Below are 17662 nucleotides of genomic sequence, written 5' to 3'. Positions count from 1 at the left end.
CGCGGATACCGTACGCGCTGACAGGCGGCGAACTGCCAGCAACGGCAGCGGAGCTCGATCGACGTGTGCGCGACGCTACCGCCTTCGGCGCGCCTCGCCGTCCGCGATGGCGTCGGCGACGCGCGCGAGCACCCAGGCGCGGTGGGTATCCATGAAGAAGTGCCCTGCGTCGATCTCGCGGACGGGGGCGCCGCCGCGTACGAGCTCGCTCCACTTCGCGGCCTCGCCCGCGGGAAGGGCCGCGTCGCGGAGCGCGCGAAGGACAGTGACCGGCAGGTCGAGGGGCTCGCCGTCGATGTGGAAGTGCGTCTCGATCGCTTCCATGTCGGCGCGCAGGGGTGGAAGCGCGAGCTCCATGAGATCGCGATCGCGAAGGAGGGACCACGGTGTCCCGTAGCTCTCGTGCAATGCGGCGAGGAGCTCAGGCTCAGGCAGCGCGTACAAGCTCGTGTGCACGTGCGGCAGGTGCGGCGGGCGACGCGCGGCGACGACGAGCGCGATCGGCGGCGCGCCCAACGCGGAGAGGCGCCGCGCGAGCTCGAAGGCGACGAGTGATCCGAAGCTGTGGCCATAGAGTGCGAGCGGCGCTGGGGGAAGCGCGCCTAGCGCCGCGACGATACCGTCGACGATCGGCGCGATGCGCGTGAGCGGACGCTCGCGCAGGCGCGACTGACGCGCGGGGAGCTGCACGGCCCGGACCTCAACGTCGGCGGGGAGGCCCGACGGCCAGGCGTGAAACAGCGTCGCGCTCGCCCCGGCGTAAGGGCAGCAGACGAGACGGACGCGCGGCGACGGTAGCGCGCGGTACGCGGGGAGCCAGAGCGACGGCTCCGGTAGCGCGGGGACCGAGGACAATGCAGCAACCACAATGGCCTCTGCCCGCGCGGTGCGCGAGCGTCAGATTGCAATCGTCGAATCGTGAATTGATGTCGCCGCTATGTAGGGGCCGACATGACGAACGTCCAGTACAAGACCTCGCGCTCGACGAGGCACCGGTATGTCTTCGAGCTCGGCGTCACGAAGAAGTCCTCGGCGGTGCCCAGGAACGTCTCGGCGGTCTCTTCGGTCACGAGCGTCTGCCACGCGGAGAGGAGCGCCTTCGACTTCAAGAACGCGTTGATGTTCGTTGCGTCCTGCGAGCGACGATCGATCGCCCGCACGACGTTCGCCGTGATGTCTTGCGTGCTCGCGATGCGGAAGCCCGCCGCCTCGAACGCGCGCCCGAGCTCGGGCATGTCTTGCGCGGGGCGCAAGTCCGTGAGGAGGACGACGCCGCCCGGCCGTAGAACACGTTTCAACTCGGACGCGAACGTGTCGATCGAGTCGTAGCAATGCGACGACTCGACATTGAGCACGGCGTCGAAGCTGCGGTCGGCGAACGGGAGGTTGAGCGCGTCACCGACCTGGTAGCTGAGACCCGGAGCTTTGTGCGCACGGCGCGAGAACTCGACCGCGTTCTCGGCGAGGTCCATCCCGATCATGCGCCTTGGGCGGTGATAGCGCGCGACGTACGAGCTGCCGCCACCGCGCCCGCTGCCGACCTCGAGGACATCCTTCCCCTCGAGCGGCGCCTTGGTCGCGAGGTGGTGATAGAGCTGGAGCGACGAACGGCCCGCTTCGTCCTCCGGCCCTAGCATGGGGGCGACGTCGCCGGCCGCGATCGGCTCGTAGCCGTGGTTCAGGAAGCGCCAGTCGAGCATCTCTCGCCCGGAGATCTCGTGCCCACGGATGTTGAGCCACTTTTCGCTGCCGGAGAGGAAATTGTACCACTTACGCCACTGCGCTTGCGACGCTTTGAACTGGGCTGAATCCACGAGAGCTCCATTGCGTTGATGGCGGCGCGCTCGGCCGCGAACGTGCGCGGCGCGCGCCGCTCGGCTACAAATTGCGGCAGACGCGCTTGCACGCGCCGCCGCCCGCGTCCGGCTCGAGCGCGATGCAGCTCGCCAGCGCGCGGTATTTCTCGACGGAGTCGGGGTGAGCGCGCTCGCATGCGTCGCACGCTCCGGTGCTCGCGCACGTGTCGGGGCCGATGCCGACGATGCACGTGAAGAGGAGCTCGCAGTCGGACGGTCCGCCGTTCGACGACGCGAAGCAGTCCGTCATCTCCGTGCAGCAGCGCGTCGCGATGCAGGTATCGCACGCTTCGCATGGCGGGTCCTCGAGCGTGACCGTCTCGAAGATGGGGCACGACCTGGCGACGGCGCACGTCGCCGCGTCCTCCACGCTCGCGTCCGCGCTTGCGTCCGCGCTCGCGTCGACGCCGGAGTCTTCGGCGGACGGCACGCACATGGGCGCGCTCAACAACGCGCACGCGGCCACCAGGGCGCTCGCCACGACGGGCGGCGCCGGCACACGAAATAGCTTGAACATCTCCAGTGGCTCTTCGCGGCGTTCGTCGCCGCTGAACCACTACTACGAGGGAGCGCGCCGAAGGGTGTCGCGTCGCGCGTCGGATTTCGACCGCGGGTGGCTCGCCGTGGCGCCTGCGCTCGCGGCCCGCGTCGCGGCGACACCGATGGGCAAGCACAGCGTTAGTGCGGACCGAGAGCGATCTGCAACTCCCTAACGAGACCCTATGAGCGACAACGGCAACGACGCTTACGAGACGCCGCGAACGCGGCTGAACGCGATGGGCCTGCGGCCGAGGCTGCGCCGGGGCTCGCTCCCTCTCGCTTGCGCCGCGGCGCTCGTGGGCGTGCTCGGCACGACAGGCGGTTGCGGTTCGGAGGAGGCGGTGGCGCCCGCCGACCCCGGCGCCGAGTCGCGCGCCGCGAAGGCCGAGCACGGGTTCGAAGTGTCGCCCGTCGCCGTGTCCACCGAAGGCCTCACCCCCGCCGAGCGCGAGCAGGTGGGCTACGGCAGCTATCTCGTCAACGCGGTCGCAGACTGCAACTCGTGCCACGTCAAGTTCACGCCGACGGGCGCGTACGACGTCGCGTACTACTCGAGCCCAAAATTCTTCCTGGGCGGCGGCCTGCCGCTGCCCTTCCCGCCCGCGGAGCAGCCGCTGTACGGCACCCTCGTCTTCGCGACGAACCTGACGCCCGATCCGACGAACGGCATGGCCCTCACCGAGGACGAGTTCATCGAAGCGATGCGCACAGGCAAGGAGAAGTCGACCGGGCAGACGATGTACTTCATGGCCTGGCGCACGGCCTACCGCTGGATGACGACCGAGGACATCAAGGCGATGTACGCGTACTTGACGCGCATCCCGCCCCTCGAGAGCGTCGTCGGCGCGGACCAGAAGACGGAGAGCACGCCGGTCCCGATGCCCGAGACGTACGACATGGGCGACGTCGAGAGGCCGCTTCCGCCCGACTCGGAGCCCGATAAAGACGGCAGCGCGCGCGGGTTCGCAATTCAGCCCCTCGCGGAGCCCGCGGGCCTGAGCGGCATGACCGAGGAAGCGCAGCGTCAGTACGCGCGCGGCAGCTACCTCGTGAACGCCGTCGCGGGCTGCAACACGTGCCATGGCAACTCCGGCGCGGTCGCGACCCCGCCAGGGAAGCTCGACACGGCGAACTACCTCGCCGGCGGGCGCGTCTTCTTCATCGGCGACGGGCTCGACGCGACGTACGGCGTCCGCCGCACGATGGGCGCGAACCTCATCGGCGAAGAGAACGGCTACAAGGCGCCGTTCGAAACGTTCTTCTCGGTGCTGACGGAGGGGAAGCACGTCGATCAGCCTGGGTCGCCCGTCGTCGGTTACCCGATGCGCTGGAACACGTTCCGCAACATGACGCGCGACGATCTCGAGGCGATCTACGCGTACATCACGAAAGCGCCGCGGCAAACCGGGGCGAGCGACAAGAAGACGCAGAAGCACGTCCCGGCGTGCATGGCCGATGCGGACTGCGCGTCGGGATCGTGCAACGTGGAAACGCACGAATGCATCGGGACCGCATGCGAGGTCGACTCCGATTGCCCCGTTTGCCAGGTGTGCACGAACGCGGCGTGCGCCTCACCGCCGGAGACGTCGACCTGCTTGACGCACGGGATCTGAGCCGACACCACGAATGAGCGACGTTCGCCGAGCGCGGCGCTCCCCTGCCTCACGAGCGCGCCTCGCGCGCGCACGAGGAGCGCCGGATCCGACGCGGCGCGCTGACGGCGGCTTTCCGCGACGCGGTCATCTGTCGCGCCGCCGTTACATCGCCGCAGCGCGCCCTCGCGCGCTTGCCCATCGAACTTCGAACGCACGGATCTTTCATGTCGCACACCACGGATACGGGCGGCGCGCCCGCGCGGCCGAACGAGGGATCGATTCACGACTGGCTGCGCGCGACGCTCGGCGAGCTGCTCGGAGTGCCGCCGCCCGAGGTCGATTTCGGCGTTCGCTTTCGTGAGCTCGGGCTCGCCTCTCTCCAGGTAACGACGCTCGTCGCCCGGCTGTCGGCGCACCTCGGACGCGCGCTCGCGCCGACGTTGCCCTGGCAGCACCCGACCCCGAGCGCGCTCGCGCGGCACCTCGAAGGCGCGACGCTCGATGGACGCCCGCACGCGGCCGAGGGGGCGAAGGCCCGCTCGCACGGCGCGAGCGCGCCCGCCGCGAACGAGCCCATCGCCGTGGTCGGAATGAGCTGCCGGTTGCCCGGCGGCGCGACGTCGCCGGCGGCGTTCTGGGAGCTCCTCTGCGAAGGACGTCACGGGATCCGTGAGGTCCCCGCCGAGCGCTGGGACATCGAGGCCTTCGTCCACGACGACGTCGCGGCGCCCGGAAAGATGACGACGCGCTGGGGCGGCTTCCTCGAGGAGGTCGACGGCTTCGATCCTGGATTTTTCGGGATGTCGCCGCGCGAGGCGCAGCAGACCGACCCGCAGCAGCGCCTCGTCCTCGAGCTTGCGTGGGAGGCGATCGAGGACGCGCGCGTCGACCCGGTCCGCCTCCGAGGTCGCGACGTCGGCGTCTTCGTCGGCGCGATGGGCAGCGACTACGCGAAGCTCACCGCGACGGAGCCGCGCCTCATCGATCAGCACACGGCGCCGGGCGTCGACACGTCGATCCTCTCCGGGCGCGTGAGCTATCAGCTCGGCTTGCAAGGGACGAGCATCACCGTGAACACGGCGTGCTCGTCGTCGCTCGTCGCGGTCCACCTCGCGATCCAGAGCCTCCGCTCGGGCGAGAGCACGATGGCGCTCGCGGGCGGCGTGCACCTCGTCTTGTCGCCGCACGGCACCGTCGGGATGACGAAGTTCGGCGCGATGAACCCGGCGGGCCAGTGCCGCGCGTTCGACGCGTCGGCGAACGGGTACGTACGCGGCGAAGGCGGCGGCGTCGTCGTCCTCAAGCCGCTCCGCGCGGCGATCGCCGACGGCGACCGCATCTATTGCGTCCTCCGCGGGAGCGCGTCGAACAACGACGGCTTCTCGAACGGGCTCACGGCGCCGAACCCGAAGGCACAGGAGGAGATGCTTGCGCGCGCGTACGAGAACGCGGGCGTGGAGCCCGGCTCGATCGACTACGTCGAGGCCCACGGGCCCGGGACGATCCTCGGCGATCCCATCGAGGCCGGCGCGCTCGGCGCCGTGCTCGGGCCGAGTCACTCGGCCGATCGCCCGCTTCGCATCGGGTCGGTGAAGACGAACCTCGGCCACCTCGAGGCCGCGTCGGGGATCGCGGGGCTCCTCAAGGTCGCGCTGTCGCTGCAGCACGGCCTCTTGCCCGTGAGCTTGAACTTCGAAGCGCCGAACCCGCACATCGCGTTCGACGCGTGGCACCTCGCGGTGCAGACGCAGCTCGAGGCCTGGCCGCTGTCGAGCGGGCCCGCGCGCGCGGGGGTCAGCTCGTTTGGTTTCGGCGGGACCAACTGCCACGTCGTGGTCGAAGAGGCGCCCGGGAGCCGGGCGCTCCTCTTGCCCATTTGCGCCGAGAGCGCCGAGGAGCTGCGCGCGCGCATCGCGGCGATCCTCCCCGTGGCGCGGCGCCTCCGCGGCCCGCACGAGGCTGCGGCGATGTGCCGCCTCGTGGCGCGCAGCTGGGGTAGCGGCGGCACGTGTCGCGTCGCGTTCGTCGCGCGCTCGGCCGGCGAGCTCACCCGAAAGCTCGAGGAGGCGCTCGCGACGGAGGCCTCGCCTCTCCCGATCACGTCGCCGAGGCCGCGCCTCGCGTTCGTGCTGCCCGGGCAGGGCTCGCAGTGGATCGGCATGGCGCGCACGCTCCTCGCGGAGGAGCCGATTTTCCGCGCGGAGCTCGAGGCGTGCGACCGCATCGTCCTCGTGCACCGCGGCCTCTCGATCGTGACGGAGCTGCTCGCGGACGAGGGTGTCTCGCGGGTCGAGGACCTCGACATCGTCCAGCTTGTGCTGTTCAGCGTCGAGGTCGCCCTCGCGGCGCTCCTCAGCGCGTGGGGCATCGCGCCCGAGGTGCTCATCGGGCACAGCTTCGGCGAGGTCACCGCCGCGTACCTCGCCGGCGTCCTCTCGCGGGAGGACGCGCTCCTCGTGATCGCCGAGAGGTTGCGCCTCGTGCGCGACGCGGGAGCGGACGGCGGCGCGATGCTCGCCGTGACCGGCGCGGATGGCGCGGCGATCGACGCGGTCGTCGCGGCCATCGAGGGGCTGTCGATCGGCGTCTACAACGGCCCGGGGTCGATCGTGCTCTCGGGCACGCCCTCGGCGATTGCCCAGGCCGAGACGGAGCTCGCGCGCGACGGCGTGCGGGTCGATCGCGTGAAGGTCAGCTACGCGTCGCACAGTCCGCAGATGGATCCGCTCATCGCGCCGCTGCGGGCGTGCCTCGACGCGGTCTCGCCGCGCCCCGCGCGCGTGCCGCTCCGCTCGACGACGCGCGACGCATGGCTCGCGGGCCCCGAGTGCGGCGCAGACCACTGGGCGCAGAACCTGCGCGCTCCCGTGCTCTTCCGACAAGGGATCGAGGCCATCGCGTGCGAGGCGCCGACGGTGTTCGTCGAGCTGAGCCCGCACCCGGTGCTCGTCAAGTCCATCGAGCGCACGGTGAAGGCGTGCGGCGCGAGCGCTCGAGCGCTCCCGTCGTGCTTTCGCGGCGAGGACGAACGCGAGGGCCTCTACGCCTGCCTGGCGGCGCTCTTCGCGCTCGGCTTCCAGCCAGCGTGGGGCGCGGCGCTCGGACGCGGCGAGCCCGATGCGCTCGCCCCCGCAGTGGAGCGCGCGCTCGCCGACCTCCTCGGCGCGCCGCTTGGCGCGGACCGTGAGGCGCCTGACGGGCCGCCCGCGCCGATCCCGTTCGTGCTCTCTGCGAAGAGCGACGCGGCGCTGCGCGCGCAGGCGGCGCGGCTCCACGCGCACGTGCTCACCTCGCGCGACCTCGCGCTCCCGGACCTCGCGCACTCGCTCGCGACGACGCGGACCTGCTTCGACCGGCGCGCGGCGGTCGTCGCGGACGATCGCGCCACGCTGCTCGCGGGGCTCGAGGCGCTCGCCGAAGGATCGGGGACCCGCGATACCGTCACAGGCTCGTCTGTTCCCGAAGGCGGGCTCGTCTTCGTCTTCCCGGGGCAGGGCTCGCAGTGGGCGAAGATGGCGGCGGCGCTCCTCGACACGTCGGCCGTCTTCCGCGCGGAGATCGACGCGTGCGCGCGCGCCCTCGCGCCGCACGTGGACTTCTCGCTCCTCGCGGTGCTCCGCGGCGAGGGCGCGGCCGCGGCGCTCCTCGACCGGGTCGACGTCGTCCAGCCGGTGCTCTTCGCCGTCATGGTGGCGCTCGCCGCGACGTGGCGCGCGATGGGCGTCGAGCCCGACGCCGTCGTCGGTCACAGCCAAGGCGAGATCGCCGCGGCCTACGTCGCGGGTGCGCTCTCGCTCGACGACGCCGCGAAGGTCGTCGCGCTGCGCGCGCGCGCCATCACCAGGATCGCCGGACGCGGGGCGATGGCGGCGATCGAGCTCGGGGCGAGCGAGGTCGAGGCGCGCCTCGATGGGCTCGCCGGCCGCGCGTCGATCGCCGCGATCAACGGCCCGCGCGCGACGCTCGTCTCGGGCGACAACGACGCCGTCGAAGCGCTCGTCCGCGAGCTCTCGGCGGCGCAGATCTTCGCGCGCAAGATCCGCGTCGACTACGCGTCGCACTCCGCCCACGTCGAGGCGATCGAGGACGCGCTCGTCGCAGAGCTCGCCGAGATCGCGCCGCGCGCGAGCGTCGTGCCGCTCTACTCCGCCGTCTCGGGCGCGAGGCTCGACGGCGCGGCCCTCGACGCCGCGCACTGGTACAGGAACCTCCGCGAGACCGTCCGCTTCGAGGCGGCGACTCGCGCGCTCCTCGCCGATGGCCATCGGTTCTTCGTGGAGGTCAGCCCGCACCCGGTGCTCACCCTCGCGCTCGAGGAGACCATCGACGCGTCCGGCGCCTCGGCCGCCGTCGTCGCGACGCTCCGCCGCGACGAGGGGACCGTCGCGCGCGTGGTCCTGTCGCTCGCGGAGCTCGTCACGCGCGGGCACGCTCTCGACGCGAAGGCGCTCTTCGACGGCGCGCGCCGTGTCCCCCTCCCGACGTACGCCTTTCAGCGCGAGCGCTGCTGGCTCGATGCGCCGCGCGACTCCGACGCCAACGTCACGGCGGCGGGGCTCTCGGCCGCCGCTCACCCGCTGCTCGGCGCGGCGATCGCGGTCGCCGACTCGGGTGCGTACCTCTTGACGGGGCGCCTGTCGCTCGGGGCTCACCCCTTCCTCGCCGGGCACGCGGTGTTCGGCGCGCCGATCCTCCCGGGCACGGCGTTCCTCGAGCTCGCGCTCGTCGCTGCGCACGGCGTGGGGCTCGACCGCGTCGAGGAGCTCACCCTCGACGCGCCGCTCGCGCTGCCCGCGACCGGGGGCGTCGCCGTGCAGATCCACGTCGGGCCGCCCGACACGCGCGGCGCGCGGTCGTTCGCGCTGCACGCGCGCGACGACGCCGCCGCGCACGACGCGCCCTGGACGCGAAATGCGCGCGGGATCCTCGGCGCGCGCGCCGCCGCGCCCGCGGTCGACCTCGGCGCGTGGCCGCCGCCCGGGGCCGAGCCGATCGCGATCGACGGGCTCTACGATCGCCTCGCCGAGGCGGGGCTCGCGTACGGGCCTGATTTTCGAGGGCTGCGCGGCGTGTGGAGGCGCGGCGCCGAGCTCTTCGCCGACGTCGCCCTCCCCGACGCGGCGGCGCGCGAGGCACCTCGCTTCGCGCTCCACCCGGCGCTCCTCGATGCGGCGCTCCACGCGCTCTTCGCCGAGGACGCGGCGAGGGGCGACGCGCGCGTGCGGGTGCCGTTCTCGTGGTCGGGCGCGTCGCTCGACGCAGTGCACGCCTCGTCGCTCCGCGTGCGCTTCGCGCGACGAGCGGACGACAGCGTGTCGCTCGCGATCGCGGACGCCGAAGGAAACCCGCTCGCGTCGATCGACGCGCTCGCGATGCGCGCCGCGTCGGAAGGGGCGCTCCGCTCTGCGCTGCGCGCGCACGCCGAGACGCTCTATTGCGTGACGTGGAGCGCGGCGCCGGGCAACGCCGGCGTCACCGAGTCGCGCGGCGCGTGGGCGTTCGTGGGGAGCGACGTCGCGCTCGCGGAGGCGCTCGAGTCGCGCGCGCACGTCACGACGTACGCCGATTGGGCGACGCTCGGCGACGCGCTCGCGGGCGGCGCTCGGCCGCCGGTCGCCGTCGTCGTCCGCTGCGCTTCGCACGACGCGCCGCGCGACGTCGCCGCCGCGGCGCACGACGCGACGGCGCGCGCCCTCGCGCTCGTCACGGCATGGCTCACCGACGAGCGCCTCGCGACGTGCGCGCTCGCGGTCGTCACCGAGAGCGCCATCGCGACGCGCACCGGCGAGGACGTCGCGGACCTCGCGCACGCGCCGCTCTGGGGGCTCCTCCGCACGGCGCAGACCGAGAACCCGGATCGCGCTCTCGTGCTCGTCGACGTCGACGGTACGATCGCGTCGCGCGGCGCTCTCGCCGGGGCGCTCGACGTGGCCCTCGCCACGGGCGAACAGCAGCTCGCGCTCCGCGACGGCCGGCGGCTCACGCCGAGCCTCGCACGCGCGGGCCGCGCGGAGCTCGCGACCCGCCGCGCGCTCCCCGCGGACGGGACGGTCCTCGTCACCGGCGGGACGGGCACGCTCGGCGCGCTCTTCGCGCGTCACCTCGTGCGGGAGCACGGGGCCGCGCATCTGCTCCTCACGTCGCGGAGCGGTCGCGCCGCGCCCGGGGCCGACGCGCTCGCGCGCGAGCTCGAGGCGGAGGGCGCCTCGGTGACGATCGCCGCGTGCGACGTCGCCGATCGCGCCGCGCTCGTGGAGCTCCTCGCGTCGATCCCGCGCGAGCGGCCGCTCGCCGCGGTCGTGCACGCAGCGGGCACGCTCGACGACGGCGTCGTGACGTCCCTCACCGCGCCGCGGCTCGCGTCCGTCTTGCGCGCAAAGGTCGACGCGGCGGTTCACCTCCACGAGCTGACGCGCGACATGGATCTCGCGGCGTTCGTCCTTTTTTCTTCGGTCGCGGGCGTGCTCGGGACACCAGGGCAAGCGAGCTACGCCTCGGCCAACGCGTTCCTCGACGCGCTCGCCCACCACCGCAAGGCGCGAGGCCTCGCCGCGCTCGCGCTCGACTGGGGCTACTGGGCCGAGCGGACCGGGCTCACCGCGCACCTCGGCGACGCGGACCTCGCGCGGCTCGCGCGCGGCGGGCTCCGGCCGCTCGCGAGGGGCGACGGGCTCGCGCTCTTCGACGCCGCCCTCGGCCGCGCGGAGGCCGCCCTCGTGCTCGCGTCGTTCGACGTGGCAGCGCTCCGCGCGCGCGGGAGCGGGCCGCTCCTCCGGAGCCTCGCCGGCACGAAGGACGCTCGTCCCGTCGCGGCGAACGCGAAGGCCGCGGCGACGCTCGCGCAGCGCATCGCGCGGCTCTCGCCCGAGGATCGCGAGCGCGCGCTCCTCGACGTCGTGCGCCCGGAGCTCGGCGCCGTCCTCGGGCTCGGGGCGTCGCGGGCTCTCGACGTGCGCCGGCCGCTCCGCGAGCTCGGACTCGACTCGCTCATGGCCGTGGAGCTGCGAAATCGGCTCGCGGCGGCCGCCGGGCTACGCCTCCCGGCGACGCTCCTCTTCGATCATCCCACGCCGGCCGCGCTCGCGCGCTTCCTCGCGGGCGAGCTCCTCGGGCGCGACGAGGCGCGCGACGTGCCGCGCGCGCGCGCGCCGTCGACCGGCGACGCGATCGCCATCGTGTCGATGAGCTGCCGCTTCCCCGGCGGCGTGTACACGCCGGAGGATCTCTGGGCGCTCCTGCGCGACGGGCGCGACGCGATCGCCGGCTTCCCCGAGGGTCGCGGGTGGGACACGGGCGCGCTGTACGATCCGGACCCGGACGCGCTCGGCAAGAGCTACACGCGGCAAGGCGGCTTCCTCTACGACGCGGACTGGTTCGACCCTGGGTTCTTCGGGGTGAGCCCGCGCGAGGCTCTCGCGATCGATCCCCAGCAGCGCCTGCTCGTCGAGACCGCCTGGGAGGCGATCGAGCGCGCCGGGATCACGCCCGCGTCGCTCCACGGGACGGACGCGGGCGTCTTCGTCGGCCTGATGTACGGCGACTACGGCGGGCGCCTCGCGGGGACGCCGTGCGAGCTCGAGGGTTACATCGGCACGGGCAGCGCGGCGAGCGTCGCGTCGGGCCGGATCTCGTACATGCTCGGGCTCGAGGGGCCCGCGATCACCGTCGACACTGCGTGCAGCTCGTCGCTCGTTGCGCTCCACCTCGCGTGCAGGGCGCTCCTTCAGGGCGAGTGCGCGCTCGCCCTCGCGGGCGGCGTGACGGTGATGGCGACGCCGGCAACGTTCGTCGAGTTCAGCCGGCTGCGCGCCGTCGCGCCCGATGGGAAATGCAAGTCCTTCTCGGCCGACGCGAACGGCGCCGGGTGGGCCGAAGGCGCGGGCATGCTGCTCCTCGAGCGCCTCTCGGACGCGCGACGAAACGGGCACCCCGTGCTCGCCGTGCTGCGCGGCTCGGCGGTCAACCAGGACGGCAAGAGCCAGGGGCTCACGGCGCCGAACGGGCCGGCGCAGGAGCGGGTCATTCGGATGGCGCTCGCGCAAGCGGAGCTCGCGCCGCGCGACGTCGACGTCGTGGAGGCGCACGGCACGGGCACGATGCTCGGCGATCCGATCGAGGCGCGGGCGCTCATGGCGACCTACGGGGAGGGACGCCCGAGCGACAGGCCGCTCTTCCTCGGGAGCCTCAAGTCGAACATCGGCCACACGCAGGCGGCCGCGGGGGTCGCCGGCGTCATCAAGATGGTGCTCGCGCTCGAGCACGGCGAGCTCCCGAGGACGCTTCACGCGGCGGCACCGTCGCCGCACATCGACTGGTCGGCGGGGACAGTTCGCCTCTTGACCGAGGCGGCACCGTGGAAACCGAACGGGGTCCCTCGGCGCGCGGCGGTGTCGTCGTTCGGGATCTCGGGCACGAACGCGCACGTCATCGTCGAGGAGGCGCCGCGCGAGGCGGACGCCACCGCGAGCGGCGCGACGGCGGAGGCGGCTCCCGCGCGGGAGCTCCCGTTCGTGCTGTCGGCGAAGACCGACGCCGCGCTCCGCGCGCAGGCCAAAGTCCTCCACGCCCACGTCGCCGCGAACGGCGAGCTCGCCCTCGCGGACCTCGCGTTCTCCCTTGCGACCACGCGGTCGCATTTCGACGAGCGCGCCGCCGTCGTCGCCTCCGACCGCGACGCGCTCCTTCGCGGGCTCGATGCCCTCGCGCGCGGAGAGCCGGCGCCCGAAGCGGTCGCCGCCTCCACGGTGTCTTCCGGGAAGCTCGCCTTCGTCTTTCCCGGACAGGGCTCGCAGTGGCCCGAGATGGCCTCCGCCCTCCTCGACTCCGACCACGTCTTCCGCGACCAGCTCCTGGCCTGCGAGCGCGCGCTCGCCCCGCACGTCGACTGGTCGCTCCTCGCGGTCCTGCGCCACGGACGCGACGGCGACGCTTCCCTCGACCGCGTCGACGTTGTCCAGCCCGTCCTCTTCGCCGTCATGGTCGCCCTCGCCGCCATGTGGCGCGCCCTGGGCGTCGAGCCCGACGCCGTCGTCGGCCACAGCCAGGGCGAGATCGCCGCCGCCTACGTTGCCGGGGCGCTCTCGCTCGAAGACGCCGCCAAGGTCGTCGCGCTCCGCGCCCGCGCCATCACCAAGCTCGCTGGACGCGGCGCCATGGCGGCCATCGAGCTCCCCGCAAGCGAGCTCCACCGCCACCTCCTCGGGTTCGACGGCCGCGTCGCCGTCGCGGCCATCAACAGCCCGCGCACCACGCTCGTCGCCGGAGACGTCGAAGCGGTCGAGGCCCTCGTCGAGTCCCTCTCCGCCGCACAGATCTTCGCCCGGAAGGTCCGCGTCGACTACGCCTCGCACTCCGAGCACGTCGCCGCCATCGAGCACGAGCTCCTCCGCGACCTCCACGGCATCGCCCCGCGCGCCAGCGCGCTGCCCATCTACTCCGCCGTGACCGGCGAGAAGCTCGATGGCGAGGCCCTCGACGCCGCCCACTGGTACCGAAACCTTCGTCACACCGTCCGCTTCGAAGACGCCACGCGCGCTCTGCTCGCCGACCAGCACCGCTTCTTCGTCGAGGTCAGCCCACACCCCGTGCTCTCCCTCGCCCTCCGCGAGACGATCGAGGACGCCGCCGTCGACGCCGCCGTCGTGTCGACCCTCCGGCGCGACGAAGGCCACCGCGCGCGCTTCCTCCTCTCCCTCGCCGAGCTTCACGCGCGGGGGCACCGCGTTGTGTGGAGCGCCCTGTTCGACGGCCATCGACCCCGCCGCGTCCCCCTCCCCACGTACGCCTTCCAGCGCGAGCGCTTCTGGCTCGAGCCCCCTCGCGCCCGCGCCGATGTCGCCGCCGCCGGGCTCGCCTCCGCCGACCATCCGCTCCTCAAGGCCTCGGTCCCCCTCGCCGGCTCCGACGGCTACCTCTTCACCGGACGCCTCGCCCTCGCCGAGCACCCTTGGCTCGCGGGGCATGCCGTCTTCGGCGAGCCCATTCTCCCGGGCACCGCCTTCCTCGACCTCGCCCTGGCCGCCGCACACCGCGTCGGCCTCGACGCCGTCGACGAGCTCACCCTCGAAGCCCCCCTCCCGCTCCCCGCGACCGGCGGCGTCGTCGTGCAGATGGTGCTCGGCGCCACCGACGACGACGGGCGGCGATCGCTCGTCGTGCATGCGCGGCCGGACGACGCGGGCGACGACGCGGCGTGGACGCTCCATGCGCGCGGTCAGCTCGGATCGCGAAGCGCGCGCGCCGATGCGGCGACCGCGTATGACCTCCGTGCGTGGCCACCGCCGGGGGCCATCCCGGTCGCGATCGACGGGCTGTACGATCGCCTCGCCGGCGCGGGGCTCGCGTATGGGCCGGATTTCCGCGGATTGCGCCGCGTCTGGCGGCGCGGCGACGAGCTCTTCGCCGACGTGTCGCTCACGGGCGGCGCCGCGAATGAGGGCGCACGCTTCGGCATCCATCCGGCGCTCCTCGACGCCGCGCTCCACCCGCTGCTCCTCCAGGTCGGCGACACCACGGGGGTCGTCATGCCGTTCGCGTGGAGCGGCGCCGTGCTTCACGCGGTCGGCGCGTCGACGCTGCGCGTGCGCCTCGCGCGACGCGGCGGCGGGGACGGCGCGGACGAGGGCGCGAACGCGACGATATCGATCGACGTCGCCGACGCGGCGGGCGCGGCGGTCGCGACGGTCGAGGCGCTCGCCGTCCGCGCCGTCTCGAAGGGAGCGGCGGCGCGGCGCGGCGCGCGCGAAGACGCGCTCTTCCACGTCGCGTGGACCGAGATCGCTCGTGCGACCGGCGAGAGCGGCGCGGGCTTCGCGCCGGGGGAACCCTGGGCGATTCTCGACGACGGCCGCGCGTTCGCGCGGGCGCTCGCTGGCGCGGTCGGCGCGAACGCGACGAGCTACGACGACGTCGGCGCGATCGCGGGCGCGCCCTCCACGCGACCCGCGCCCGCCGTCGTGATCGCGCCGTGCGCCGAAGACGCGGCGAACGCGGACGCGCGCGGCATCGTCGAGGCCGCGCACGTGGCCACGGCGCGCGCGCTCGCGCTCCTTCACGCGTGGCTCGCGGATCCGCGCCTCGCGACGTCGGCGCTCGTCATCGTCACGCGACACGCCGTCGCGACGTCCGCCGACGAGGACGTGAAAGACCTCGCGCACGCGCCCGTGTGGGGGCTCGTGCGCGCGGCGCAGGCGGAGCATCCCGATCGCGCGATCGTGCTCGTGGACATCGACGCCGCCGACGCGTCGCTCTCCGCCCTCGCGACGGCGCTCGACGCGAGCGAGCCGCAGCTCGCGCTCCGCGAGGGGCGCCGCCTGGTTCCGCGCCTCGCGCGGCCGCGCGGCGACGACGCGCTCATCCCGCCGAGCGCCGCGGCGTACCGCCTCCACGTCCTGGAGAAGGGCACGATCGAGAGCCTCGCGCTGGTGCCCTACGAGGAGGCGACGAAGCCGCTCGCTGAGGGGCAGCTCCGCGTCGCGGTGCGCGCGGCGGGGCTCAATTTCCGCGACGCGCTCGACGCGCTCGGCATGTACCCCGGCGACCCCGGGCCCCTCGGCGCAGAGGGGGCGGGCGTCGTCCTCGAGGTCGGCCCGGGCGTCACGGACCTCGCGCCAGGCGACCGCGTGATGGGCCTCCTCAGCGCGGCGTTCGGGCCCATCGCCATCGCCGATCACCGCATGGTGATCCGCATCCCCGCGGCGCTCTCGTTCGTCGAGGCCGCGAGCATCCCCGTCGTCTTTCTCACCGCATACTACGGCCTCGTCGATCTCGGCCGCCTCCGCCCAGGCGAGCGCGTCCTCGTTCATGCGGCCGCAGGCGGCGTCGGCATCGCCGCCGTCCAGCTCGCACGCCACCTCGGCGCAGAGGTCTTCGCCACCGCGAGCCCGCCCAAGTGGGCCACCCTCCGCGCCCTCGGCCTGGACGACGACCACATCGCCTCCTCGCGCTCCGCCGACTTCGAAGCGCACTTTCGCCGCTCCACCGGCGGGCGCGGCGTCGACGTCGTCCTCGATTCGCTCGCCCGCGAGCTCGTCGATGCCTCCCTCCGCCTCGTCGCCCTCACGCCCGACGGGCGCTTCGTCGAGATGGGCAAGAGCGACGTCCGCGACCCGCTCGCCGTCGCCGCCTCGCACCCGAGCGTCGCGTACCGCGCCTTCGACCTGGCCGAGGCGGGCCCCGAGCGCATCCAGGCGATGCTCGCCGAGCTCGTCGCCCTCTTCGAGCGCGGTGTTCTCCGCGTCCCGCCCATCACCCCATGCGACCTCCGCCGCGCGCCCCAGGCCTTCCGCGCCCTCGCCCAAGCCCGCCTCGTCGGAAAGGTCGTCCTCACCATCCCGCGCGCCCTCGACCCGCGCGGCTCCGTCCTCGTCACCGGAGGCACCGGCACCCTCGGCGCCCTCGTCGCGCGCCACCTCGTCCAGCGGCACGGCGTGCGCAGCCTCGTCCTCTCGTCGCGAAGAGGCCCGGCCGCGCCCGGTGCTGACGACCTCCGCCGCGAGCTCGAAGCCGCAGGCGCCTCCGTCGCCATCGTCGCCTGCGACGCCAGCGATCGCCCCGCCCTCGAGCGTCTGCTCGCCGGCATCCCCACCGACCGCCCCCTCACCGCCGTCGTCCACGCCGCCGGGACCCTCGACGACGGCGTCCTCACCTCGCTCACGCCAGAGCGCCTCCGCTCCGTCATGAGCGCCAAGGTCGACGCCGCCGCACACCTCGACGAGCTCACCCGCTCGCTCGACCTGTCCGCGTTCGTCCTCTTCGCGTCGGTCGCCGGCGTGCTCGGGACGCCGGGGCAAGCGAACTACGCCGCGGCAAACACCTTCCTCGACGCGCTTGCGCACCAGCGCCGGTCCCGCGGTCTCCCCGCGGTGTCGCTCGACTGGGGGTACTGGGCCGAGAAGACAGGGCTCACCGCGCATCTCGCCGGGGCCGACGTCGCGCGGATGGAGCGCCTCGGGCTTCGCCCGATGGCGTCGGACGTGGGGCTCGCGCTCTTCGACGCCGCGCTCGCGCACCTCGACGCCGCGCTCGTCGCCGCGCCGTTCGACCTCGGCGCGCTGCGCGCCCACGCGGTCGCGCCGATCCTCCGCGGCCTCGCGCGGGCCACAGCGCCGCGGCTCAAGGTCGCGACCAACGCTGCCTCGGAGGCCACGCTCGCCCAGCGCGTCCGCGCGCTGGCGCCTGCGGATCGCATGCGCGCGCTCGTCGACACGGTGCGCGCCGAGGTGGGCGTCGTCCTCGCGCTGCCCGCGTCGAAGGCCGTCGCGCCGCAGCGCCCCCTGAAGGAGCTCGGGCTCGACTCGCTCACGGCCGTCGAGCTGCGAAACCGCCTCGCCACGATCGTGGGGACGCGCCTGCCCGCGACGCTCCTCTTCGATTACCCGACGCTTGACGCACTCTCGGCGATGCTCCTCGCAAAGCTCGTGGACGACGAACCCGCGTCGCCTCCCCCGCTCGTCGTGGAGCTCGATCGCCTCGAGCACGCGCTCGGGACGCCCGAAGGGGACGACGCGACGCGCGCCCTCGTGGCGACGCGCCTGCGAACGCTCCTCGCGCGATGGAACGGTGGGACACACGGCAACGGAGCGAGCGCCGTCGCCAAGGATTTCGAAACTGCGACCGATGAGGAGCTCTTCGCGCACCTCGACGGGGGATTCGGGGGATCGAGCCAATGAG

Annotated in this window: 5 protein-coding genes; 2 read left to right on the top strand and 3 right to left on the bottom strand. The window is 73.5% G+C overall.

Features of this window, described 5'->3' with window-relative positions; all coding sequences use genetic code 11:
• Positions 1–75: 75 nt before the first annotated feature.
• The 3 genes from WMF36_RS13805 to WMF36_RS13795 all read right to left on the bottom strand — a co-directional run bounded on the left by WMF36_RS13805 (position 76) and on the right by WMF36_RS13795 (position 2373).
• Entirely contained in the window at positions 76–867 is a 792-nt protein-coding gene (locus WMF36_RS13805; protein ID WP_437580051.1) for a thioesterase II family protein, read from the bottom strand.
• A 68-nt stretch (positions 868–935) separates the two neighbouring features.
• On the bottom strand, positions 936–1814 hold the full coding sequence (locus WMF36_RS13800; protein ID WP_437580050.1) for a class I SAM-dependent methyltransferase: 879 nt from the start codon (positions 1812–1814) through the stop codon (positions 936–938).
• A 64-nt stretch (positions 1815–1878) separates the two neighbouring features.
• A complete protein-coding gene (locus WMF36_RS13795; RefSeq protein ID WP_437580049.1) occupies positions 1879–2373 on the bottom strand; it encodes a hypothetical protein in 495 nt (164 codons plus the stop codon).
• A 205-nt stretch (positions 2374–2578) separates the two neighbouring features.
• Between WMF36_RS13795 and WMF36_RS13790 the strand changes: the two genes are divergently transcribed.
• Positions 2579–4009: a cytochrome C gene (locus tag WMF36_RS13790; RefSeq protein WP_437580048.1), complete on the top strand. Its 1431-nt coding sequence runs from the start codon at positions 2579–2581 to the stop codon at positions 4007–4009.
• Positions 4010–4215: 206 nt separating this feature from the next.
• Positions 4216–17661, top strand: coding sequence for an SDR family NAD(P)-dependent oxidoreductase (locus WMF36_RS13785; RefSeq protein WP_437580046.1), 13446 nt, complete (start codon positions 4216–4218; stop codon positions 17659–17661).
• Position 17662: the final 1 nt, after the last annotated feature.

Source organism: Sorangium sp. So ce887 (assembly GCF_051521455.1).
In the GTDB taxonomy this organism is placed as follows: Bacteria; Myxococcota_A; Polyangia; order Polyangiales; family Polyangiaceae; genus Sorangium.
Note: the sequence above shows the minus strand (reverse complement) of the source record. Positions and strands in the feature narration are given on the sequence as shown.